At 58.6% G+C, this 24,672-nt stretch carries 18 protein-coding genes and 1 other RNA gene; 15 read left to right on the top strand and 4 right to left on the bottom strand.

Annotated features, from left to right (window positions below; translation table 11 throughout):
* The first annotated feature begins 5 nt into the window (after nucleotides 1-5).
* From rsmH to ACZ41G_RS02450, 11 genes are all read left to right on the top strand, one after another.
* A complete protein-coding gene (rsmH, locus tag ACZ41G_RS02400) occupies nucleotides 6-1,145 on the top strand; it encodes a 16S rRNA (cytosine(1402)-N(4))-methyltransferase RsmH (protein WP_464145731.1) in 1,140 nt (379 codons plus the stop codon).
* The gene (gene ftsL, locus ACZ41G_RS02405) at nucleotides 1,145-1,606 is read left to right on the top strand and encodes a cell division protein FtsL (protein ID WP_033505141.1); all 462 of its coding nucleotides are present in this window, start codon (nucleotides 1,145-1,147) and stop codon (nucleotides 1,604-1,606) included. The genes rsmH and ftsL overlap by 1 nt, the downstream gene beginning before the upstream one ends.
* Nucleotide 1,607: 1 nt before the next feature.
* The gene (locus tag ACZ41G_RS02410; RefSeq protein ID WP_464145733.1) at nucleotides 1,608-3,404 is read left to right on the top strand and encodes a peptidoglycan D,D-transpeptidase FtsI family protein; all 1,797 of its coding nucleotides are present in this window, start codon (nucleotides 1,608-1,610) and stop codon (nucleotides 3,402-3,404) included.
* Nucleotides 3,405-3,480: 76 nt separating this feature from the next.
* Nucleotides 3,481-4,374 carry a hypothetical protein gene (locus tag ACZ41G_RS02415; protein WP_033505087.1) on the top strand — a complete coding sequence of 298 codons (894 nt, stop codon included), beginning with the start codon at nucleotides 3,481-3,483 and terminating at the stop codon, nucleotides 4,372-4,374.
* Nucleotides 4,375-4,554: 180 nt separating this feature from the next.
* Complete coding sequence (locus ACZ41G_RS02420) at nucleotides 4,555-6,051, top strand: UDP-N-acetylmuramoyl-tripeptide--D-alanyl-D-alanine ligase (protein WP_033505143.1); 1,497 nt, start codon at nucleotides 4,555-4,557, stop codon at nucleotides 6,049-6,051.
* Nucleotides 6,052-6,075: 24 nt separating this feature from the next.
* Nucleotides 6,076-7,179 (top strand): phospho-N-acetylmuramoyl-pentapeptide-transferase, encoded by a 1,104-nt coding sequence (gene mraY, locus ACZ41G_RS02425; protein WP_033505088.1) that lies wholly within the window; start codon nucleotides 6,076-6,078, stop codon nucleotides 7,177-7,179.
* A gap of 78 nt (nucleotides 7,180-7,257) precedes the next feature.
* A complete protein-coding gene (murD, locus tag ACZ41G_RS02430) occupies nucleotides 7,258-8,742 on the top strand; it encodes a UDP-N-acetylmuramoyl-L-alanine--D-glutamate ligase (protein WP_464145736.1) in 1,485 nt (494 codons plus the stop codon).
* A 403-nt stretch (nucleotides 8,743-9,145) separates the two neighbouring features.
* On the top strand, nucleotides 9,146-10,282 hold the full coding sequence (locus ACZ41G_RS02435; RefSeq protein WP_169741104.1) for a peptidoglycan glycosyltransferase FtsW: 1,137 nt from the start codon (nucleotides 9,146-9,148) through the stop codon (nucleotides 10,280-10,282).
* Between the two features lie 186 nt (nucleotides 10,283-10,468).
* Nucleotides 10,469-11,638 (top strand): UDP-N-acetylglucosamine--N-acetylmuramyl-(pentapeptide) pyrophosphoryl-undecaprenol N-acetylglucosamine transferase, encoded by a 1,170-nt coding sequence (locus ACZ41G_RS02440; protein WP_464145738.1) that lies wholly within the window; start codon nucleotides 10,469-10,471, stop codon nucleotides 11,636-11,638.
* Between the two features lie 97 nt (nucleotides 11,639-11,735).
* Nucleotides 11,736-13,292 (top strand): UDP-N-acetylmuramate--L-alanine ligase, encoded by a 1,557-nt coding sequence (murC, locus tag ACZ41G_RS02445; protein WP_464145740.1) that lies wholly within the window; start codon nucleotides 11,736-11,738, stop codon nucleotides 13,290-13,292.
* A gap of 442 nt (nucleotides 13,293-13,734) precedes the next feature.
* Nucleotides 13,735-14,952 (top strand): cell division protein FtsQ/DivIB, encoded by a 1,218-nt coding sequence (locus tag ACZ41G_RS02450; RefSeq protein ID WP_464145742.1) that lies wholly within the window; start codon nucleotides 13,735-13,737, stop codon nucleotides 14,950-14,952.
* Nucleotides 14,953-15,128: 176 nt separating this feature from the next.
* On the opposite strand, the gene ACZ41G_RS02455 is transcribed toward ACZ41G_RS02450, so the two are convergent.
* The 3 genes from ACZ41G_RS02455 to ssrA form a co-directional block, all read right to left on the bottom strand.
* Complete coding sequence (locus ACZ41G_RS02455) at nucleotides 15,129-15,473, bottom strand: MATE family efflux transporter (protein WP_464145744.1); 345 nt, start codon at nucleotides 15,471-15,473, stop codon at nucleotides 15,129-15,131.
* Nucleotides 15,413-16,594 carry an MATE family efflux transporter gene (locus tag ACZ41G_RS02460; RefSeq protein ID WP_464145745.1) on the bottom strand — a complete coding sequence of 394 codons (1,182 nt, stop codon included), beginning with the start codon at nucleotides 16,592-16,594 and terminating at the stop codon, nucleotides 15,413-15,415. The genes ACZ41G_RS02455 and ACZ41G_RS02460 overlap by 61 nt, the downstream gene beginning before the upstream one ends.
* A 197-nt stretch (nucleotides 16,595-16,791) precedes the next feature.
* Nucleotides 16,792-17,187, bottom strand: a transfer-messenger RNA (tmRNA) gene (gene ssrA, locus ACZ41G_RS02465).
* 315 nt (nucleotides 17,188-17,502) lie between these two features.
* On the opposite strand from ssrA, the gene dtd reads away from it, so the two are divergent.
* Nucleotides 17,503-17,985 (top strand): D-aminoacyl-tRNA deacylase, encoded by a 483-nt coding sequence (dtd, locus tag ACZ41G_RS02470; RefSeq protein WP_464145747.1) that lies wholly within the window; start codon nucleotides 17,503-17,505, stop codon nucleotides 17,983-17,985.
* A gap of 93 nt (nucleotides 17,986-18,078) precedes the next feature.
* On the opposite strand, the gene ACZ41G_RS02475 is transcribed toward dtd, so the two are convergent.
* Nucleotides 18,079-18,327, bottom strand: coding sequence for a hypothetical protein (locus ACZ41G_RS02475; protein WP_464145749.1), 249 nt, complete (start codon nucleotides 18,325-18,327; stop codon nucleotides 18,079-18,081).
* A gap of 406 nt (nucleotides 18,328-18,733) precedes the next feature.
* Between ACZ41G_RS02475 and cas7g the strand changes: the two genes are divergently transcribed.
* Genes cas7g through cas3g form a run of 3 tightly spaced genes read left to right on the top strand, consistent with a single transcriptional unit; the run spans nucleotide 18,734 to nucleotide 24,671 of the window.
* Nucleotides 18,734-19,900 carry a type I-G CRISPR-associated RAMP protein Csb1/Cas7g gene (gene cas7g, locus ACZ41G_RS02480; protein ID WP_464145751.1) on the top strand — a complete coding sequence of 389 codons (1,167 nt, stop codon included), beginning with the start codon at nucleotides 18,734-18,736 and terminating at the stop codon, nucleotides 19,898-19,900.
* Nucleotides 19,901-19,902: 2 nt separating this feature from the next.
* Nucleotides 19,903-21,606, top strand: coding sequence for a type I-G CRISPR-associated protein Csb2 (gene csb2, locus ACZ41G_RS02485; RefSeq protein ID WP_464145753.1), 1,704 nt, complete (start codon nucleotides 19,903-19,905; stop codon nucleotides 21,604-21,606).
* Entirely contained in the window at nucleotides 21,594-24,671 is a 3,078-nt protein-coding gene (cas3g, locus tag ACZ41G_RS02490) for a type I-G CRISPR-associated helicase/endonuclease Cas3g (protein ID WP_464145755.1), read from the top strand. Before csb2 ends, cas3g begins: the two co-directional genes overlap by 13 nt.
* The last annotated feature ends 1 nt before the right edge of the window (nucleotide 24,672 follow it).

Genomic DNA, 24,672 nt, shown 5'->3' on the forward strand with positions numbered 1-24,672 from the left:
ACGCGATGACTGATTTCTCTCAAATCCACCAGCCGGTCTTGCTTGAGGAATGCGTAGGACTCGTCGCTCCGGCGCTTGAACGTCCCGACAGCATTGTCGTCGATTGCACCTTGGGCCTGGCTGGGCACGCGTGTGCGTTCCTCAAAGCAGCCCCCGAGGCCCGCCTGATTGGCATCGACCGTGACAGCGAGGCGTTGTCCCTTGCCACACAGCGGATGCATGAAGAAGGTTTGGATGACCGGTTCACCCCGGTGCATGCGGCATTCGACGAATTTGACCGGGTCCTTGACAATCTCGGCGTGCGTAGCGTGCAGGCTGTGTTTATGGATCTGGGTCTTTCCAGCTTGCAGATTGATGAGACGGACCGTGGTTTTTCCTACTCCCATGACGCCCCGCTCGACATGCGCATGGACGTGACGCAGAAGCTCACGGCAGCCCAGGTGCTTGCGCAATACGACGAGGGCGACCTGGTCCACATTTTCAAGACCTATGGCGAGGAGCGGTTCGCCCGGCAGATTGCCCATGCAATCGTGCAGGAACGTGGGGAGAAGCCATTGACGACGTCTGGCCAGCTCAACCGCCTTGTAGACCGCGTGGTTCCCAAGGCGCACCGCCCGGCCGGCAATCCGGCGAAGCGCGTGTTCCAGGCCTTGCGCATCGAAGTCAACGGCGAACTGGACAAACTCGCCCATACCCTGCCACAGGCCGCGAATCATCTGGCGGTCGGCGGCAGACTGGTTGTCGAGTCCTACCATTCGCTTGAGGACAAGACCGTCAAATCCTTTATGCGTCACGGTCTTGAAGCGGACGTGCCCGCGGGGCTGCCTGTCATTCCCGATGACGCGAAGCCGTTCTTCACCGCGCTGACCCGAGGCGCTGTCATGGCCGACGATCAGCAGATCGCTGAAAATCCGCGATCTGCGTCAGTACGGCTGCGTGCCGTCGAGCTGAATCGTGAACTGCCTCAACGGTGGCGTGAACGCTTCGAACAGATGGCGGTCGAAGGTGGTGGCCGTGACCGGCGTGCCTCGCGTGGCCGCACTGACGCCCATGGTCGCAATGACACACATGGCGATTTCACCCATTCGACCCGTGCAATCCACATGAAAGGCACCCGGCATGACCATGGATCGAGGAGGGGATGATGGCAGCTTCCGCCCGTAGAATCCGCTCACAGGCGTCTCCGGCCAGTCATCCCGAGCGTCAACAAGAGACGCGTCGGGCAGCCGCGCGCCCGGAGCTGCATGTAGTCAAAAGCGAGCAGGCCGACGTCGCGTCCTCGCAGAATCGTTTCCGCAGCTTCATCGAATGGACGCGCTCGCACACTGTTCCGGTGATCCAGGTGGGCATCGCTCTCGCGTTCCTTGGCGCGACTGCGGTGGGGTCGTTGACCTTGCGCACCCAAATGGCGGAGAACTCGTTCGAATCGCAGCAGACTGAGCAGCAGATCGAGAAACTCCAGCAGGACATCCAGACGGACCAGACAAAACTCGACTCATTACAGGCGTCCTTGCCACAGAAGGCCCAGGATATGGGTATGGTTCCGCAACAGGATTCCGTCACTATTGATTTGAACGGCTACCAACCTAGCGACGGGAGCAAATGACATGCGAAGAATCAGGCGTTTCTTCGATGCGCTTGGACAGTTCGGTACGCGCTGCCTGCTGGTTCTGGTGGCATTCGCCGTGTTGTCCGCGGCTTGCGTCGGCAAGTTGACGGTTCTGCAACTGGTCAATGACAAGGGACTTGCCGTGGCCGCCGAGGAGAATCGTACGAAAACGGTGACGGTTCAGGCCAACCGCGGCAAGATCGAGGACACGAACGGCACGGTGCTCGCACAGAGTGTCGAACGCTACAATGTCATCGGCGACCCGGTGCTTGCACAGTCGTTCAAGCCGACCGATTGCACGACGAACAACAAGGGCTATTGCCATTCCATCAACGGCAAACCGGTGGGAACGACCGGTGCGGCGGCCGTCGCGCGACTGCTGTCCAGCGTGATTGACGTGGATGCGAAAACTTTGGGAGCGAAGCTCAGCAGCAATCTGCGGTACGTGGTGCTGAAGAAGAATGTGTCCCCGGAAGTCAAACGAAAAATCGACAAGCTCAATATCGGCGGGTACGTGACCACGGAACTGTCCAGCATCCGAGAGTATTCCAACGGTGCGCTGCTGGGCTCGTTGCTCGGTGGTGTGGACGGCAGCGGCAAGGGCGTTAGCGGTATCGAATTGCTTGAGGACAAGACCCTGACCGGCACCAACGGCTCCAAAAAGTATCAGAGTGGCGGCGGCGGCCAGGTGATTCCGGGGACGCTGGTTGATTCGAAGGATGCCGTCAACGGTTCGGATGTCAAGCTCACCGTCGATTCCGATGTGGATTGGTATGTCAAGAAGGCGCTGACGGACGGCGTAAGCCAGTACCACGCACAGTGGGGTATCGCGGTCGTCCAGAACGTGCAGACAGGTGCGATCATTGCGCTTGATGATACCGACCAGATTGAGGCCGGCAGCACCGAAGCAATGCAAACCGCATCCCGTGCCGTCGCGCAGACTTTCGAGCCTGGCTCGATCGGCAAGGTGTTCGCAATGGCGGGCATGTTACAGCTTGGCTTGCACAAGATGACCGACCAATTCAGCGTGCCGAGCACCATCACCGTGGACGGTCAGGCATACAAGGATTCGCACGAGCATGCTACGACCAATTGGACGCTCGCCGGCATTCTGCAACAGTCCTCGAACGTCGGCATGATCATGGCTGCCGACCAGTACACCAGCGAGGAACGCTATGAGTTCCTGAAGAAATTCGGCATCGGTCAGGCCAGCGGATTGAATCTGCCGGGAGAGTCCAGCGGTTCGCTGACCAGCGCGAGCACCTGGGACGGCCGTACCCGCAACACCGTGCTGTTCGGCCAAGGCTACTCGACCAACGCCCTGCAGATCACAAACGCGATTGCGACCATAGCCAATAAGGGTGTGAAAAACCAGCAGTACATCATCAAATCCGTGACCGACGCCGATGGTCGGGCTACAACACCGAAACGCGGGGAAGCGACTAGGGTCATCGATGAATCCGTGGCGAGCCAGATGCTCAACGCCATGGAGTCGGTCGGTGAATACTACCAGGCGCAGGCCGGTATCAGCGGGTACCGTATCGCGGCGAAAACCGGCACCGCGCAGGTCGCCGGCTCCAACGGGGCACTCACGTCGATCATCGCCGACTGGGTAGGTGTGCTCCCCGCCGACAATCCGCGGTTCGTGGTCACTGTTATCCTCAAGGACCCGGAGGGCACCTATGGTGGTATGACGGCTGGTCCAATCTTCAAGACCATCGGTGAATTCCTTATGCAGAAGTATCAGGTGCCGGCATCCGCGCCGCGTACCGATGCTATCCCGGTGACGTGGTGACCGGCATGGTACGGCATTCGGTCTGCCCGACAGTACCGTGCAAACAACAGGGCATACCAACAGAAAGGGGCGTGTGATGAGCGTGGTGACTGAGGCCGTAGGACGGCGGATGACGCTGGGTGACATCTGCTCGCGTTACGGTTTCGAGCTCGTTCCCCAATTTGCTGGCAGTGTAACCATCACTTCAATCAGCAGCGATATCGATTCGATTATGCCTGGAGCGCTGTTCACCCCGTTGCAGGATGTGGATGCAGAGACCTTGCACATCGCTCATACTCGCGGCGCGTATGCTGCTATCGTTCCCCACACGAGCGAGCAGGTGGGCAGGCAGGCTGGATATCCGGTGATCATTGCGCAGCCGACGCCTGAACAAATCGGTGCCCTTGCGGCTTCAATCGCGGGGGAGCCGTCCCGCGCACTAGCGGTATTCGCGGTCGGCGGTCAGGACGGCGATGAGGTGCAGGCTACAGCCATCCGCCTCGCCACATTCCTGCATATGCTTGGCAATCCCGTCGGACAGGTCAACGCCGCCGGCTCATCATCGCTGGAACGGCAGCTCAACCTGTCCTATCCGCTTGACATCTACGATATTCAACACACGATGGCGGTATGCGCCGAAGACGGTGCAGCTGCAATCATCATTGCCCTTGAACCGGGTACCCTTGCGGATCACGCGCTCGAAGGTACCAGTGTTGATGTCGCCGGCAGCTGTGATGCGTTGACGCCCACCTTGCTCAAGACGACATTGGCTGATTGGACGCAGCGCTACGGCCTGTCCTTGGAAGGCAACAACCAGATGATTTATCAGCGTGACGCTGAAACCGATGAAATCGCCGCTGAAGCGGTTGATGGGTCGGCCGGCGTCGGCGATGCGTCGAGACTGAGCCTATCCATCGCGATGGTTATGGCCGCCGGCGTGCGCAAATCCAATATCCGCAACGCATTGCGCGTATCGAGCGAGATGCAGTGAATGGCAGTGGCGAGATATGGACACTGCACCGATATGTGGCAGTATGTATGGTTTTTCGAGGTCGGATGATTGGACAGCATTGCCATAGTCGGCGTGTCGTAGACGGACAATAAAGACATGGGCAGGGAACAACTTGTGCAGACGAGCAGGAAGGAACGAAAGATGACACAGGAAACGGGCATGATGCCGGTGACCCTTGAACAGATCGCCGACGCCGTGGACGGCAAGCTGGTGGTACCCAGCCAGGTGCAGGTGCCGCAGGGGCCGTTCGAACCCGCAGTGGTCAGCGATTCGCGTCAGGCGGGCGCCGGGTCGGTATTTGTGGCGATTCCCGGTGAGCATGTGGACGGCCATGATTTCGTGGGAAAAGCGGCCCAAAACGGTGCTGTGGCGGCCATCGTCGAGCATGTCGTGGACGCGCCGGTCGCCCAGATCCTTGTCCATGATTGCGTCGAGGCGTTGGGGCGTCTCGCAGCCTACAACCTTGCGGCCCGTCGCAAGGCGAAAGGCGATTTCACCATCGTGGGGATTACTGGTTCGGTAGGCAAAACCACCACCAAGGACCTGCTGCACGCTTTGCTGGAAGACATGGGACCGACCATTGCGCCGGTGGGATCGTTCAATAACGAGATCGGTCTGCCGCTGACCGCCCTCAAAGTCGGCAGGAACACCCGGTTCCTAGTCGCTGAAATGGGTGCGAACCATGTGGGGGAGATCGCGCACCTGACCACGATTGCTCCGCCTGACATCGCCGTTGTTCTCAAGGTCGGCGTGGCGCATCTCGGCGAATTCGGTTCGCCGGAGCGCATTGCACAGGCGAAAAGCGAAATCGTGCGCGGCCTGGTGCCCGATGGCACCGCCGTACTCAACGCGGGGGACGTGCATGTGGCCGCGATGCAGGCCATCGCCCCAGCCGATGTGCTGTGGTTCGGCATCGAGGACGTCCGGAAGGACGCTTCCACGCCGAAAATCACCGCACGTGACGTGACTCTTGACGATTTGGGCCATCCGTCCTTCACTCTGGTCGATGCAGACGGGCGCACCGCCCCGGTGACGCTGGGCATCACAGGTCGGCATAATGTGGTCAACGCGCTCGCCGCCGCGACGGTCGCACGCCGGTGTGGCATGCCGCTGGAACGCGTTGCTGAAGTGCTCGGCAGCGTGCGGCGCATCAGCGCGCATCGCATGGCCGTGTCCACCGTCCGTCGTGGGGAAGTCTCGTTCACTCTGATTGACGACTCCTTCAACGCGAACCCGGATTCCATGAAGGCCGGCCTCGACGGTCTGGCCGCATGGCATGCCAAGGAGACTGTGCAACCGTACCGCATCGGCGTGCTCGGGGCGATGCTCGAGCTGGGGGACAGCGAACGCGAACAGCACCGCGGCATCGGCGAATATGCATTGAGCCACGGCGTCGATGAGCTGATTGCGGTCGGCAGCGCCACAGACAAGCATTTCGACGCGCTCGCCGAAGCCATGTCCCAAGGTGCCCGCGAGTACCTTGAAACATCCGGCCGTGCCGACGTCCCGATACACTGGGTACATGACACAGCCGAGGCCGATCGCCTTGTTGTGGCCGCCGCGGCGCACCATCCGGACACGGTGGTGCTGCTCAAGGGGTCGCATGTTTCCGGGCTGAGCGCATTGGCTGAACGTTGGTCCGATAAGGCTCTGTGAGTCGCGCAGGAAGTGGAGTAGACAGTGATTTCGCTAATCATCGGCATCGTGGTTTCGCTGCTGGTCGTGTTCTTCGGCACTCCAGTGCTAATCAACATCGTGCACAAGCTGCATTACGGCCAGTACATCCGGCAGGACGGCCCGAAATCGCATCAGGTCAAACGCGGTACCCCCACCATGGGCGGGCTGATCATTGTTCTTGCCATTGTGCTCGGGTGGGGTGCTTCCGCGTTCTACCGCTTCTGCACGGGCGGCTCGGTGCCATCATGGTCCGCGGTGCTGGTGCTGTTCGCCATGGTGTCGATGGGCCTGCTCGGGTTCATTGATGATTTCGCCAAGGTCCGCAAGAAGCAGAACCTCGGTTTGTCGGTGCACGCCAAATTCATCGGCCAGTTCATCTTTGCGACCTGCTACGCGGTGCTCGCGCTGATCATCCCCACAAAATCAGGTTTCCCGAGCGCGCAGGCCGGTATGAGCTTCATCGAGAAGCCATTCTGGAACTTTGAATCCGCCGGAAAAGTCGGTGCGATGATCCTGTTCATCATCTGGGTGAACTTCCTCATGACGGCGTGGACGAACGCCGTGAACCTGACCGACGGTCTGGACGGCTTGGCATCCGGCTCATCGATGATTGCCTTCGCCGGGTATGCGATTATCGCCTACTGGGAGTGCTACCATCTCAAGGGTGCCGGTCATGAGGGGTATGCATATGCGGTATCCGACCCGCTTGACCTGTCCATCATCGCCGTATGCGCGGCGGTCGCATGCTTCGGTTTCCTGTGGTACAACTCCAATCCGGCCACAATCTTCATGGGCGACACCGGCTCCCTTGCGTTGGGTGGCCTGTTTTCCGCGCTGTCAATCGCCACGCACACGGAGTTCCTTGCGATTATTCTGGGTGGTCTGTTCGTGATTGAGGTCATGTCCGACGTCATCCAAGTCAGCTGTTTCAAACTCACCCACAAGCGCGTGTTCAAGATGGCCCCGATTCACCATCACTTCGAATTGCTCGGCTGGAGCGAGGGCAAGGTCGTCGTCCGCTTCTGGATGATCGAACTGCTGTTCACGTTGGTCGCCATCATGATCTTCTATGGCGATTGGGTGACCCGTTCCGGATTGTTGCTGTAGCCTACGTCCCGTAACCGGAAGGCGTTAGGGTCGTGTCGAAAACCTGCGGATTGCGCGCAAGCGCGGAAAAGAGATGACATGAACGACGAATTGAGCGGCGAGACAGGTAACGGCGGCGCATCGATCGCCGACAAGACGGTCCTGGTCGCGGGGCTTGGTGTATCCGGCCGCAGTATGGTCGAAGTCCTCAAAGGGCGTGCCAAGTCGGTGATCAGCGTGGACGAGCACAAGCCCGAAGCCGATCTGCATTCCTTCGACGATATCGATTGGGACCGTATCGATCTGGTGATGACCTCGCCGGTGTTCACACCGAGAACCCCGTTCATTCTTGAGGCGCAGCGCCGCGGCATCCCCGTATACTCCGAAGTCGAGCTCGCCTGGAGGCTACGGGTCGATTCCCGCCGTACCGGCAGCCCGGCGCCGTGGATCGGCATCACCGGTACTAACGGCAAAACTTCAACCACCGAAATGACGTCGGCCATGCTCACTGCGTGCGGGCTCACCGCGCCTGCGGTCGGCAACATCGGCAAAGCCGTCTCGCATGCCGCAGTCGATCCTGACAACGACGTGTTGTGCGTCGAATTAAGCTCGTTCCAGCTGCATTTCACGGATTCCTTGGCGCTGGAGTGCGCGGCCATCACGAATATCGCCGACGACCATCTTGACTGGCATGGTGGCATCGAAAACTATGCTGCGGATAAAAGCAAGGTCTTCCACCGGGCCCGCAAAGCGCTCGTCTACAATGCTGACGACGCTCGGGTGACCGCTTTGGCCCATGCCGCACAGACCGCGCCGGGTTGCCACAGGATTGGATTCACCCTCCATGCGCCCGAAGAGGGGCAGATCGGCGTGGACGAGGGGTGGATTGTCGACCGCAGCGGTGTCGCCGGAGCAGTGCCGGGTGTCGCGTACCGAGTGGCTAAAATCACCGAATTCAGTCATTTGTGTGAACCGGATGGCACGGTCTACCCGCATCTGCTCGCCGACGCGTTGACTGCCCTCGCGCTGGTGCTCGGAGCGGGAGCAGACCTTAATACGGCTTTGGACGCGCTGCGGTCCTTCGCTCCCGGTGGGCATCGCATCCAGAGGGTCGCGACAGCTCACGTGGAGGGCGGCGACATCCGCTTCGTCGACGATTCCAAGGCAACGAACGCGCATGCCGCGCATGCCTCTCTGTCCAGCTTCGCCCCGAAATCCGTGGTGTGGATTGCCGGCGGACTTGCCAAAGGCGCCCGGTTCGAGCAGTTGGTGCGCGACCAGGCCAAAACCATCAAGGCGGCCGTGATTATCGGCGTGGACCAGGAGCCGATGATTGACGCGTTCAAGACTTCAGCACCTGATATTCCTCTCACCCTCATCGACCCTGCCGACGCGTCCACGGTCATGCAGCGTGCCGTCGAGGCTGCGGGGGCGTATGCCAAGGCCGGTGACATCGTGCTCATGGCGCCTGCCTGCGCTTCCATGGACCAATTCCGTTCGTATGCGGACCGCGGCGACCAGTTCGCCCGCTCGGCGCAACAGTGGTCCGCACAACATCAGGTTGATGCGCATGGCGAGCACTGACCCCAAGCGACGCGGCGAACATAAGGGGCGCACAGCCCAGTCCACTGTGTTTCCCAGGCAGCGGCGGGATGACGCCCGCGGCGCTGAGGATTTCGACATTCTTGCCCCGACCGGGTCGCAACCCGCCCAGCGGGCGTCCCGGCGGCCGTCTCGCAAGCCGGCAGACAGTGCCAGCGCCGAGCCATACCGCGGTAAGACGGCAGTGACAGCGCGCAATCGGCGGGCCATCCCGTCCGGGACACCTAAGTCCAAAAGCGCTAAAGACCCACAGACGCGTCACCGCTTGTGGGAACAAGTCAAAGACAGTGTGCTTCCCAAGCGCATTATGGCGGTGGAAAAAACCACCGCGGCATGCAAGCCGGTCATCGACCCAAGCACCACCGGCGACGCCCACGGCATCCGTATGCTCAAAAGCCCCCTATGGTGCTACCACTGCTTTATCGGCGCGGTCATGTTCCTCACCTTCCTTGGCACGGTCATGGTCTTCTCCAGCTCGGTTATCAGCAATATCTCCAGCGGGAAAAGCCCGTGGTCGCAGGCGTTGACCCAAGGCAAATTCTGTCTGATCGGTCTGGTGCTCTGCTTCGGCGCGTCACGCTTGAAAGCTCTCGCCTACCGCAGGTGTTCCGGCGTGATTCTCATCATTGCATGGGGATTTCAGCTGCTGACCATGTCACCGCTGGGCGTCAACTATCAGGGCAACACCGGATGGGTCAACCTCGGCATATTCACCATGCAGCCAGCCGAGTTCATGAAACTCGCAGTATGCCTGTGGATGCCGCTCGGCGTGGTTATCGCCCAACAACGCAGCACCGATAAAGATCACCGGCCGTACGTCGTGCCAATCATCATGCTGATCATCTGCTGCGCGCTTGTTATGCTCGGCCGCGATATGGGCACCGATATGGTCATTCTCATCATCGGCTTGATCGCACTGCTGCTCGGCGGCATGCCGAAATCGTGGTTCGGCATCATGGGCGCCGTGGTCGCAGTACTCGCCGGAGTGCTGGTCATACAAAGCCCGAACCGTCTCGCTCGCGTGCTTTCGGCGTACACCTCGTGCGATACCACACAAATGCAAGGCACCTGCTATCAGAGCATCCACGCGAAATACGCGCTCGCATCAGGTGGTTTCGCCGGAGTCGGGCTGGGCAACTCCCGCGAGAAATGGAACTACTTGCCGGAAGCTCACAACGATTTTATTTTTGCGATCATCGGCGAAGAACTTGGCTTTGTCGGCGCAATCGTTATCATCATCATGTTCGTGCTGATCGGATGGTGCCTCGCATGCATCGCCCTGCAATCCAAGGACCGGTACACTTCGATTGCGTTGGTTTCCATCGCGGTGTGGATCGTCGGCCAGGCGATTATCAACATCATGGTCGTTATCGGCCTGTTGCCGGTGATGGGTGTGCCGATGCCGTTCGTGTCGGCGGGCGGCTCGTCATTGATCATGTGTCTGACAGCAGCAGGTGTGGCCATCAGCATGATGCGCCAGGAGACGCAGATTGCTTCGGCGACCAACCCGCTCAATTCCTAATGGTGCGACCATGCCCAGCGCCTGTGTGCGGATGCGGGAGCTTAATTTGCCCGGCTTCGACAAGCGAGCCTGTTGCGGCGGGCAAGCTGAGCGGTAGAGTAGTGAGGATGGCCGCGTGTGGTATCCGCGGCATCGAAACCAGTACTGTACAGGACCATAAGGCAACCCACGAGGTGAGCTGAAAGCATGACGAATATCGTATTGGCCGGCGGCGGTACCGCCGGACATGTGAACCCGCTGTTGTCCGTCGCGGACGCCATCCGGCGGATTGAACCCGATGCCGGACTGAGTGTCATCGGCACGGCGGTCGGACTTGAGCATGATCTCGTCCCGCAGGCCGGCTACGAGCTGGATACGGTGGAAAAAGTCCCGTTCCCGCGCCGCCCGAACAAGGACGCGCTCACCTTCCCGTGGCGGTGGAGCCGCGAAAAGCGCAAAGTGCGTGCGATTCTGGAGCGCCGAAAAGCGCAGGTAGTCGTCGGTTTCGGCGGGTACGCCTCCGCGCCCGTGTATTCTGTCGCCCACGCGATGGGCATCCCCGTGGTGATCCACGAACAAAACGCCCGAGCGGGCATGGCCAACAAGCTCGGCGCCAAATGGGCGTCCTTTATCGGCACGGCATACGAAAACACCGGCTTGAAGCCTGGCAAAGGAACCACGATTGAGCGGGTCGGCCTGCCGTTGCGCCCCGCCATCGCGCAGCTCGCTGCTCGCATCAGAACCGACTATCCTGCGGTGCGTGCGCAGGCTGCCGCACAGCTGGGCATTGACCCCGGTCGTCCGGTCGTCGTGATCACCGGTGGTTCGCTTGGCGCGTTGAGCCTCAACACGGCGGTCGCCGGTGCGGCAGCCGACCTGTTGAAGCGTGCGCAGGTCATCCATTTGACCGGTAAAGGCAAAATCGCGCAGGTCGAAGCTGACGTGACAGCCAAGGCCGGGGCGGACGCCTTGAACGACCTTGATCCGGCCCACGCCGGGCAGGGCGATTATCATGTCGCGCAATACTTGGAACGCATCGATTTGGCCTTCGCATGCGCTGATTTGGTGATTTGCCGGGCGGGGGCCGGCACGGTGTGCGAACTGACCGCGCTTGGACTGCCCGCAATCTACGTTCCGTTGCCGATCGGCAACGGCGAGCAGCGCTTCAACGCGCAGCCGGTTGTCGACGCGGACGGCGGCATGATGGTCAATGACAGCGATTTCACCGCTGCATGGGTGCGCGACCATATCGCCGGACTGCTGGATGATCCGCAACGTTTGCACGAGCTCGGCGACCACGCCTGGCAGTATGGCATACGTGACGCGGCCGACATCATGGCCCGGCACATCCTCAGCCTTGCAGCGGCGCGCAGGTAGGTCCGGGACACCGACAGTGTACAGGCCGCCACACCATCATCACGCATAATCATGCCATAATAGGGACAGCAACCAAGAGAAAGCGGTGCCTTCCATCATGAATACAGAGCCTATCGTGCTTGACCCGACTGTTGCGGCCTTCACTGAAGACCAGCACGTCAACGATTTGGGAACAACCCATTTCATCGGCATTGGGGGAGCGGGCATGAGTGTCCTCGCTGAAATGCTGCATGAGCAGGGCGTGAACGTCACCGGCTCGGACAGGGAGCGCAACGCGAAAACCGAACGGCTCGAAGCCCTCGGCATTCAGGTTGCGATCGGCCAGCGGGCGGACAATGTGCGTGGCGCGTCAACCGTGGTGTATTCCAGCGCCATCAAGCCGGACAATCCAGAGATCGTCGCCGCGGCGGCCCAAGGCTCGCATATCGTGCATCGCAGCGATATCCTCGCACTGCTCATGAACCATCATGATGCGGTCGCCGTAGCCGGTGCACACGGCAAAACCACCACCAGTTCGCTGCTGTCTCATATCCTCGTGCACGCAGGCACCGGTGACCTGGCTGATCCCAGTTACGCGATCGGCGGCACCATCCAAGGCCCCGACGGCCAGACCCTTGACGGCGGACATGCCGGCACCGGGCGCATCCTCGTCGCAGAAGCCGACGAGTCTGACGGCAGTTTCGCCAAATACCAGCCCGCCATCGCCATTATTACCAATGCCGAAGCGGATCATCTTGACCATTACGGCACGCCAGAGCGCTATTGTGAGGCCTTCGTCGCCTACGCATCGCACGCACGAGGGCATATCGTCATGACCGCCGACGACCCGGGTGCGCTCGACGTGCTGCGCGGCCTTGATGATTCGGTCATGCACCGCACGGTCATCTACACCACGCACAGTGCGCAGATGGTGCTCGATGCTGTAGCCCAGGCCGCAGGCGCCGCCATCGTCACCATCACCTCAGAAAGCGAGCAGGCCGGCGACGGTGAGGAACGGTTCACCATCGACATGCCCGCCGCGCTCACCGGAGAAGCGCACGCCATTCCAGTCAGCCTCAAGATTCCAGGCATCCATAACGCCCGCAACGCGACCGCCGCAATCATCGCCGCCACGCTGCTGGGCATGGACCCCGATGCCGCCGCGCAAGCCGCGGGAAGCTTCCTCGGCGCATCCCGCCGCTTCCAAGTGCGCGGATGTGAGAAGCAAGTCACCGTCGTGGACGATTACGCGCATCACCCCACCGAAATCACCGCTCTGCTCAACGCGGCGCGTCGGCGTTACCCGGATGCCGTCATCCGCGTACTGTTCCAGCCACATCTGTTCTCGCGTACCAAGTTCTTCGCACGCGAGTTCGCTGAGGCGTTGGCGCTCGCCGATGATGTGATTGTGACCGGTATTTACCCGGCACGAGAAAAGCAGGAGGATTTCCCGGATATTACCGCGCAGACCATCGTCGATGCCGCCAAGGGGATTGACCATGAGCCGGCGGACTGGATCCGTGCGGTCGACGACATGCATACCGCGGCGCTGATGATGGCGATGCGCGCGCATCACGGCGATGTGGTCTTCACCGTGGGGGCGGGCGATATCACCGCCATGGGACCGGTGCTGTTGCACGCGCTCGAGGCGCACCGCGAGAACTGCGGGGATTGATATGCCAGGACGCGTGGCACGAAGCGGGTCTGTCGGCGGGTCATCGCATGACGGGCGGCAACACACCGGGCGCGAACCGCGTTCTGTCGCAGGTCGTGTTCAACCCGGCGCTGGGCGTGCTGGATCCGGAGCCGATACCGCTGCATCGAGAAGGGTGACCGGGAACGCGGCAGCGAGGAGTATAGCATCAGGAAACGTCGCATCAGGAAACAAGATGCCGTCAGACAACGTGTCACGAGATGCCCGGATATCGTCGAGCGGTACTTTTCCGCGCGTCGCAAAGCAATCCCGGAGTGTGCCGGGTCCGACCATCCCTGGTATGTCATACGGCGGTGCCAGGGATGCGAACTCATCCAAGCCAGTGTCTCGCAGAGCGGCTTCCGGCCGTGCCGCCTCAGACCGCGGGTCGTCGGGTCGTTCTGTAGTATCCGGACGCGCTACCGTGCCTGAACGACGTCCATCGTCATCGGACAATGCAGGCGATGCCGGCAAATCCAGTAATGCAAGCAATGCCGCGGAGCCTGCCGCGAGCCGCCGCAAGCGGTCGTTGCGCGCGATTGTGTCCCGAAACAGGCGCAAGAACGCGGATTCGGATGCTGCCTCCAAGAAGGGCAGGACCACGAAACAAGGCCGTGTGGCGAGTTCGGCGAAGCGCAACAGGCTGAACAAATCCGCGGATGGCGGCGAACAGGGGAGTGGTTCTGATCTTGTAAGTCCAACGCGACGCGGAAGGAGAGTCTCCGTCGGCGGTGTGTCTGGCACTGGTACGTCCGGTACTGGTGTATCCGGAACTGGTGCGTCCAGAGCGACTGGATTCGTGGATGCCAGAGCGTTGCAAAGTGAGGACTTGGTCGCCAAAACGCTGAGAGAAAGCACCGGGCCGTTGGGTGTCGCCGCGCGGCCAAAAGTCGTGGATTTCAATGCGCGCGTCAAGGAACGTCGGCATGTCAACACGCTGATGGTCGTCAAACGCGTGGCAATCACCATGGTGTCCATAGCCGCTGTCGTGGGCGTCGTGTGGGCGCTGTTCTTCTCGCCGTTGCTGCGGCTTGACTCCGCGCAAATTACCGTGTCCGGGGCCAACGAATGGGTCAGTGGCAGCAAAGTGGAGTCCATCGCCTCGGCTCAGGCAGGGAAATCTTTGCTTCTGGTGTCGACCAATGACATCGAAACGCAGCTTGCTGCCATTCCTGGTGTCAGCAAGGCGACGGCGACGAAACAATACCCTCACGGCATGCAGGTCGCCATCAGCGCGCAGGAACCGGCCGCCATGCTGAAAACGCCCGACGGTTCGCTGACCGCGGTCGACGGCAAAGGGCGGGTGCTGAATTCAGTGAAAAACGCTTCGACCGACGGCATTCCGGTCATCGAAGTGAATGATGTAGCCAAAAGCCTGAAGAGCCGGTCCGTGGTGACTGCGGTGAAAGTCGTGGATTCACTGTCCGACGCGATGCGGGCGCGGGTGAGCAAAGTCACCGCGCAGACGCAGGATTCCGTCACCACCGAGCTGGACAATGGCAACTACACAATCATCTGGGGGAATGCCTCGCAGATGAAACTCAAGAAAGCCGTGGTCGATAAAATCATCAACGACCCGAATGTGATTGGGGACAAGCATTCAGTGGACGTCTCGGCGCCGCTGCGGCCGATGATTAAGTAGCCTGTTGGCTGCTTCGTGAGCTGGTGTGCAGGCGTGGGGACGACGGCCCCTTCGGGGCACCGGTGTGTCGGTGTGCGGTTGTGTGAGGCAGTGCGGGGTTGTGTGAGGATTGGCTCGCACAATCGCCGGGATGATGCGGCTAGAGCCGGTTCACATGGCGCGTAAGCGGTCATCTGTCACTGCTCGTCGACAATCGCCGCCGGGTGCCGCTTGCTGAACCGCAGGTAGTACAGCGCCGAGCAGATGAGGATCGACAGCAGTGAGCCGAGCGGTGCGGCGCATCCCATGGGGAACAGGTTGTCCGGCCACAGCAAGGATGCCGCATACGCCCCGGGGATGCGTACGAGCAGCACCGACGCAATATTGTGAGCGAACGTGTACAGGGATTTGCCGTAGGCGCTGAAGAACCCGCTGAAGCAGAAATGCACGCCCGCGAGGATACAGTCGATGGAATAACTGCTCAGGTATTGCGCGCCGTACTTGACCACCGCCTCGTCATCCGGGGAGAAGACACGCACCATGTCGGCACCCCACATTGGCTGGCGAGGCACATGAATGTGCCGTATATCATGCACATGGTGATGCCGTATCGCAGCGCCGTCTTGCTGCGCGAATGTTGCCGTGCGCCGGCGTTCTGCCCGGCGACCACCGACACGGTGGACAGCATTGCCGAGGGGACGAGGAAGAGGAAGGAGATGATTTTCTCGACGATGCCGACAGCGGCGGAGATTTCCAGGCCGCGCCCGTTGGCGATGGCGGTGATCACGATGAACGAGACCTGGATGCACAGCTTCTGCAGCGCGATTGGCGTGCCGATAGCCAGGATCTGCCGTGTGCCGGCCCAGTCGTAGACGAGGTCGGCTTTGCGCACGTGAATGCCGGTGTTCGCGAACTTGAGATAGGTGAGGGCGGCCGCCACCGAGAACGCTTGAGAGATGACCGTGGCGAGCGCGGCGCCTGCCGCTTGCATGTGTGCGCCGCCAATAAACGCGAGGTCGAGTTCCACGTTGAGCAGTCCGGCGAGGGCAACGAAATACATCGGGTGTCGGGAGTCGCCGAATCCGCGGAATATCGCGCTGATCACGTTGTATGCGACGATGAAGGGAGTGCCGAGGAAGCATATGGTCACGTAATCGTGTGCTTGGCTGAAGGCTTCCGGCGGTGTTGAGAGGAGGCGCAGCAGCGGGTCGGCGCATGCGACGAGGATGACGGCGGCGATGATGGCGACGAGGGCGAACAGTCGGATGGATTGCCCGATTTGGCGTTGCACCTTGTCCATGCGCTTGGCGCCGATCGCGTGGCTGATGGTCACGGTGATGCCCGTGGTCAAGCCGACGATGGTGACGGTCACCAAGTGCGTCATCTGGCTGCCCGTGGATACGGCGGACACGGAATCTGCGCCGTTGAATCTGCCGACAATCAGCAGGTCGACCAGCTCATAGCAGCTTTGCAGGAAGCAGGTGATGAGGTAGGGAATCGAAAAGCGCAGCATGGTGGGGATCAGCGGCCCGCGGGTCAGGTCCCCTTTGAGATTTCCTGTGGTCGAGCGTGCGCCGGTGGTTGCGGGAATCGCATTGTTTGCAGCGGTGTTGGTACCGGTCACGTCAGTCGCGGTATGCCGCGTCTCGTCAGCCTGTGCCATGGTTGCTCTCTCCTCGCGGTAGCCGCAGGTCGAGTGGCGTAATGGCATGCGGCCGGCGGGTTGAAATCGGATGATTCCATAGGTAACGCCGGCTGTAGACAGGGGAGAGTAGGGCGGCATTTATGACCACGCAGTTGACCAATCACCGTTCACGGTAAACAAAAAACGCCACCCCTTGCGGAATGGCGTTTGTTGTTCAGTGGAGCTGCGGGGAATTGAACCCCGGTCCGGTGACCGTACCCTCAGTCTTCTACGTGCGTAGTCTGCTGGCCGTGCGGCAGTTTTTCTGCCCCCATCGATGTCGCAGACAACTGATGGCGAGCATATCCGCAGAAAAAGTCCCCCAGCCACCCTGCGGTGCGATGGCCGGAGCAAGTCTCCTAAACGACGCTCAACATCTCCCCGAAGACGAGGGGGAGTGAACGGAGCGACTGCTCACTGGTTAATCCTGGCGCGAAGCTCAGGCAGCGAGAGCAAACTCAGTGCGGTTAGATTTAGCACTTATTGTTTCGCGGAGGGCATCACGAGTGGACTCCGCGTTCTCGGCACGCTTCCCTGCGACGAACAGGTCACCGTCGAAACCGATCAGCCCCTTTTTGAATTATCAAACCCCGGAATGGACCGGACTTTTCAGTATACGACATATTGTTGTGCGATTCAAATCGGCTGCAAGCCGAAGGTGTCGGTGATATACGAGGACGATGGCGGCTGATTATGTGTGAACTCGGAATCGAAGACGGAACGTCATATGGGACAGCGCCCGTGCGATTTCCGTCATGATTATCCTGCCATGATTGCGCAATTTGCAACCGTGTGGCAGCGCACGACGGAATCCGTGAAACCGAGCGGCGGATGCCTAGGAAGTGCTTGTGCAATCTTCCGCCATCATCCTGCGATAGAGTGACGGTATGAGAATCGTGTTACAGCGCGTAAGCGAAGCCAGCGTGGACGTGATCGACCCCGCTACGAACAGCGTCGACCCGACGTTCGAGAAGCAAACCATCAGCACAGGCTATGTGCTGCTTGTCGGGGTCGCGGATACGGACGGACAGAGGGAAATCGACTGGCTGGCGGGCAAAATCGCCAGACTGCGGGTGTTCGAGGATGCCGACGGGCGCATGAACGAGTCGATTACGCAGCATAACGGCGAAATCCTCTCTATTTCGCAGTTCACGTTGTACGGCAACATCCGCAAAGGCAACAGGCCGAGCTTCATCGCAGCCGGCGAACCTGAACACGCCAAACGAGTGTGGCTCGCCTTCAATGAAGCGTTGCGGGCGCAAGGACTCACCGTCAAAGAGGGCCGATTCGGCGCACACATGCGAGTGTCGTTGGTCAACGACGGGCCGGTAACGCTCGTGGTGGACACGGCGGAGGTGTTGGGGGAGTAGGGTGGCTGCGTGCGGAAACATGATGTGAGTGTAAGGTTGCGCGGTGCGGCTGACTGAAGTTGTCGTCGTGCCGCTCATCGCGGTATGGGCCTGTCACATCATAATAAAGTCAGGAATAGCATCCGCGCCGTTTCGCGGTGTGACGAGTTGTTCAGCGGGGTGGATCGCGGTCTTGCCGCCAATGATCATGGATATACTATTTATTGGGTCGTTTGCTGTGAAAGCCTGGGCGTTATTGGCATCTAGGTATGTACTCGCAGATGCTTCATTGAGGATTGTATTTCTTGCTTGCAAGAATCCAGAATTGAAATATGCCGGTGACGGCACTTCGGTGAACCGCATTCACGAAAGTGGATGCGGTTTTGCTTTATGCTAGCAAGAATCATATAATTACCGCATGTCTGTGAATCTGACAATGTTGTTTGATGAGCGAATATAGGGGGAAAGCATTTGTCTTGGGCATATACGTGTGCCGTGGGGGATGGGGCTTATTTTGTTGCTGACAATCATTCCATGAGAAGAAGCGGCGGGATGACACGCCGTCTTGATGCTGAATGATACTCGGCTAATACTTTGCAATACCTGGCTTTTTGTTCAATCGCATACGATTCGGGGCAATCGTAGGTTTTGCAATAAGAAATACAAGTAAGAAAAGCGTGTTATCATATTTTTCGTCAGAGAAACCTGACAAAGAACACAAGGCATGCAACGGGTGCATGCCTGCAAACTAATTGGAAGGGAAGCAATAATGCGTAAGCTTACTCTCGATGATCTGAATGCCGCCGCTACTGTTGGAGGACCGAACTCTTTGACTGAACGCACCGTGCTGGTGCCTGCAGGTGGAGAGGATGCCATTATCTCCCCGGCAAAGTATGCGGGCCCCACCTATGTGTTCGAAACTCGATTCGTTGATGGCGAACCGAAGAAGACGGTCCTTGTTGACAGCAAGAATTCACAGGCGAATCGTCTGGAATCGGTCATTACGGGCGCGCTGCGTGACAAGGCGGGTGTGCTTGGCAAGCTTCCGCACATTGTGGTGAACTATCCTGAGGCGGTAGGTAAGTCGGAGTTCTTCGACACCGAGCTTCCCCATCGCGCGTTTGACGCACATGTGCGTATCGGCGATGTAGAAGATAAAGACCGTTACATGGAAGCCCGTAATTCAAGCCTGGACAATCTGCGTCCGCTGTTTGAACTCTCCCCGGACACCGTGCTCTTCGGCGGTTGGGATTCGACGAGGAATAAGAATCAGCTTCGCATCCCATCCGTGTTCGTCGGTGAAATTTTCGGGGTCCTTGCAGATCAAAGCGATTACTACGCCAATGAAGTGCATCGTTCCGGTGCACGCGTCGACCCTGTTGCCGCAAGTGTGACTTTCAACAAGGCGGCACGAGACGAAATCGTGCGCGACAGCCTCGATCTGAGCGACAAAACCGCTAATAACTTCAAGAAAGACGGTAAGGGTTCCACCATCATCGTGGGCGCTATTCCTCCCACTGTGAGCAAGGATGCCCTCGATGGCGTGGCGACGAGCAAGATCGTGCGCATTCACGTGTTGAGCTTTGCAATTCTGCGATCCTTCCGTTTCGGTGGCAGCCGCGAAAGTGATGTCGCTATTCGAGCGTTGATTGCCGCAGCATTGCTGCGCGCAATGGCGGGATCCAACGCAGAGCTGAATCTCCGTGCGAACTGCATTTTGGACGAGGACTCCGAACCCGCAACTGAGCTTGACGAGCGTTTCGGCAAGAAAGAGGAGCTGGAGCCCCTCACTGTCGAGTCCGCCGAGGATTTGCTGCAGCAGGCGTATGAGCAGGCTCATCGTGTCGCGGGCATTGAATGGGATGGTCAAGCATTCCAGGTGCAGGGCAATTCGACTCTGTTCGCCTCGGGGTCTGATGAAGTGGCAGGCGAGTGAAAATGTCGTTTGTCATATCCGCCCGCTTCCTGATGGGGCTGTATCAGGGGCGTGATTCCAGCGGGGAGCCTGAGCGCTATCCCACTCCCGACAGGTTGTTCAAGGCCTTGCTATCAGTGGCGTGCCTGAATTTTGGCTACACAGGCAAGGATTGCCCCGAGAGTGAGGAGATTTCTGAATCCCTTCACTGGCTCGAAGGAAATCCTCCAGACAAGATGAGACTACCTTTTGCAATCCCCAGCGATGGGTATGGCGCAATCGCATACCGTGACAAGGGATTTCAAGAAAACGACAAAGTGAAGATGGCGAGTTCTCCTGCCATGAGCGCATATCGTTATCGGCCTGATGATGCGCTGGAATGGATTTGGCTGGACCCTCCGTCCGAGCGAGTCGCAGGGTGTCTTGAAAATCTGTGCGAAGAGATTCCTTATCTTGGGGAGTCATGTTCCAAGGTCCACGTCGTTGCACAAGTGTGCGAGACCAATACAGAGACGCCTGAACAGCGTTCCCGTACCTTCGTCAGGGATGATGCAACAGACTTGGGAGCATTGAACTCGCATATCTTCATCAATTGCCCGATTCGCGGACGCCTTGAAGAACTGTGTGGTAATTACAAAGAACTGAACTCGAAGAAGGTAAGCAAGAGGAAGGTAAACGAGCTCACTGTGAAGGAGACCAACCTTCTTGCCGAAATTCCTGAAGGGCGGTTCATCGGCTCTGCCGCATACCGCGGCGAGGGATTGGACATGCACGATGCGGCGACCGTGACGCCTCCGTGGGACCGAGCGATTCTGATGCCTGTCCGTGTGATTTCCTCGCCGGTCGAGTGGCAGCCTCGTCAGTCTCAAACGGTTCGATGGGCCGTTGCGATGCATCGTTTTCTTATCAGGAAGTGGGGCTTCGGTGCGCCTGCCACATTGACCGGTCGGTACATGAAGATTCCGGGCATTGCGCAACCCGCCAATAATGTGGCGATACATGTGCTGTCTGATTCCCTGGGGCAAGAGTTCTTGTCGAAACTCCTCCCATCGGTTCGCCACAATGTGCCGGCGTTCCTGATATTGATACCGCGGGAGATGTCTACAGAAGATTTTGCTGAACTCTGTGACATCTGTCAGCGATCGCAGGGCAGCTCGCTCTATTGTGGGCATGACCTAGAGACCTTGGTATTCAGGAAGGCGGATATTCTTGCCGACTCAACAATGTGGCAAGAACCCGCGGATGACCGTGTCCGTTATTGGAAGCCTGTGCCGTTCGCGATGGCTGAGACACGAGCCTTTACCGATCCACAAGGTACTCGCAAATGGCGTGTGCGGGAGTCGGTCGCTTTGTCAATCGCCCATGTGTGGCGGGATTCGTTCGGCACTCAATCTGAACGAACCGGGCATTGGGCGAAGGAACAGGGTTATTGGTCGGCAGCTGATGCTGTTCTTGATGATTCTTCGCCTGTGCAGATTATCGATGCGAGGCCCACGTTCCGCACACATATGGAGGATTATGCGCATCACGTGCAGGAATCGAATGTACTGCGTGGTTGCAATGCCCTCATCCAATTTAGTGAGGATTTCTCGAATGAATGCTGCGCGGCGGCAATAGGGCAGACGCGCCATCTAGGAGGAGGCCTTTTGGTGCCCGTGGATGTTCCCCGCGATCTCATTGCTCGTAACCAGGTGACTGGAAAGGAGGAGCCGATATGGCTGAGCTGACAGATAAAGAAAAGTTCGTAGGTGCATTCCATAAATTCATTGCCGCTGTCCATCGTGATGATTCCACAGGGCAGTCGCGCCAGCCTTACCAGTGGCAGATTAGCCTGATGCTGTATGTCGAAGATACTCATCGTTGGCCGGAGCGGATTGCTGCGCCAACGGCGTCTGGCAAGACGAGCGTCATCGATATCCACGTTTTTCTCAATGCGTTGGCAGGATTGGCGCAATGCGGGGATCATGATTTTTCATGGATTGATTCCGGCCTGTCCCGCATCCCGAGGCGTTTGGTGCTGACGGTCAACAGGCGGTCTTTGGTCGATGATCAGTATGAAGAAGCGCTTGCCTTGCACCGCCGAATCGTCGAGGAAGCGGATTCATGCGAAGACGAGGAGACGAAAGAGATTTTGCTCCTCGCTCGTAAAGGCTTGCTTGCTAGGTCTTCCTCGCAGATTTTCGCTGAAGATTCCAGTCTCGAAAAGCATGGAATGCAATATTCGATGCTGAATGTTGTGGAACTCCGTGGCGGTATGGGATCAAGCGGAGTTGACCGTAACTGGAGGTATTTCCCGCAAACCTGCGCAATCGTGTGTGCTACGCCGGACATGTTCGGCAGTCGTTTGCTGTTCCGTGGATACGGCACCAGCAGGATGATGCGTCCGTTGGAAGCCGGATTGTTCGCATACGACACTGTGCTTATTGCTGATGAAGCCCACTTGAGTCGTCAGCTCGTTGAAACCGCACGTCAAGTGTCACGTCTTGAGCATTTCGCGAAAAGCCCGATTTCGCAATTCGTGCCGGCGTTGCAAGTGGTCTCCACTACGGCAACTCAGGCAGAAGTTGCAGAAGACTCAACTGTCATCGGCGTAGAAGCTTCGGATTTCGAAATTGATAGAGCGCTGGCACGACGTCTGACCAACCCCAAGCCTACGATTGTGGATTATACTTCTTCGTCTCGTGCCGAGATGTTGACGAAAATTGCCGAGAGATGTTGTTCGCTCATTCAGAAGGCACAACATAGCGATGAGGCGGAAAGGGGGATCATCGGCTGCGTCGTCAACCGTGTTTCTGATGCAGTGACAGTTGGCAAACTGCTTCGGCAGCATCTGAAGCATGCGGGGATCGGCCGGCCGGTTGAAAGCTACCTTGGTCCGATGCGCGGTTTTGAGAAACAACGGGTTTCCGCCAAACTTAAGGAATGCTTCGATACTGATGCCTTCGACAATCCGCAGACACCGTGTTGCATCATCGGAACCCAGACGCTGGAAGTCGGTGTGGACGCAGACTTCTATGCACTTGTGACGGAACTTGCTCCTGCTGCTGCACTAGTGCAGCGCGCCGGACGAGTTAATCGCCAGGGAAAGCGACCATCAGGTCATGTCTATGTCTTTGGCCTCGATCCTGGTGTTGATGAGAAAACCCGGGCAAAGGAAGCCTCTCCCTACCTTCCCGAGGATTTGTCCAAGTGCGGTGAGTGGCTGAGGACGTTGCCGTTGATTGGATCATCTGATGATTCATCATCAGAGGTTTATGACATCAGCGCATGGGCGGTTCTATCGGACACCACGGCTCCGCCGTCTGAATCAAGCAGGCGTCTGCTGCTGCAGCGGCTGGAAATCACTGATGTTGAGAATCTGTCTCACACCGATGAAGATCTTGGCGCTGATGTGGCGATGGAAAGGCTGCAACAACAGCCGTCTGACATTAACCTGTGGCTCCGTGATGATTTGGATGATGACACCGAGACCAATGCGAGTGTCGTAGTCCGTCATCTACCTGTGGATGCGGATGCCGCCTGCATGGTTCTGGAAGCTGCTCCGCCGACTACGCTCGAACAATTCCCGGTTCGTTCCTTGTCCCAGCTGTTTGCCAAGAAGGACAGCATAGCGGCGTATCTTGATGACAACGACTCTTCTGCTCAGACTCAACGCCGTGCGTTCCTGTTTAATGCACAGCGCGATGAGGGGAGCAGGACGGTTTGCGTAAAGGATTCCGATTCCTTCAGAGCCGCCTTTGCCCCTGGAACAATCGTTATCGTCGATGATGATGTGCCATTGTTCGATTCGCAAGCCCATGTGTTCGACCCCTCGTCTGAGTTCAAAGACACAGAAGTCGATGTGCTCAATTCCACCGATTCAGCGGAATACGTTGTGAAACTGGACGGAAACAGCAGTGTCGCCAGAGAGGTGCAGGAGTATTTCGAGACTGCGGTGCAGACGGAGAACGAAACTGCGGACGCTGGATTGGAAGAGAAGGATGTACTCGCTGATATTCTTCACGCGACGAGTTTGCATCTTGATTCCGATGTGTCGGCTGATGGTAAGCGGTTGCGTCTTGATGGCGTCTTCTCAGACGACGAAGGATCCATGCTATGGGTCGTCTTGTCGGATTCCGAAGTGTTGTCTCAGACATTCCAGATCCAGGAAATCGCCGTTCAAAATAAGACTGTGCGGTTGCAAGGTCCAGAAGGTCATGAAGGTCACGTCTCGCTTCGCGCAAAATGCCTGGCATTGCAGGTTGGCTTGCCAGATGTTTTCGCGGGCATCGAGCAAGAAGCGGGGCTGTATCACGATGAAGGCAAGAAGGATTCTCGCTTCCAGACGCTGCTCCGACATGGTCGTTCCCGTGGCGAATCTGAGGAATATTGGGCAAAAAGCAGATTCTCCGGTCGGCAGTTTGAAATCCGTTATCGCACGGAAGCGCAGTTGCGAGGCTGGAGGCACGAACAGCGTTCAGTTGCGGAGTACCTTGCAATCGAATTCGGCGAGCCCGATGACGGTTTCGTGGAATTGAATCCTGAGAATTCTCAGCGTTTGCTCAGTGCGCGGCTTATCGGCACATCTCATGGACACGGCAGGTCGAGCTTCGCCCATACTGAGAAATTCCTGATTCCCAATGCAGCCGATGCCGACCCTGCGGTAATTGCCTGGTCGAAGCGGTTGTTCGATGAGGGTGAATGGGAGACCCTGATCCAGATCACGAATGAGACCTTCGGCTTCTGGGGCTCTGCCTATCTGGAAGCATTGCTTCGAGCTGCGGACATCACTGTTTCCATGGAGGGACGTTAAG

The sequence above is a fragment of the Bifidobacterium porcinum genome (genome assembly GCF_055378475.1).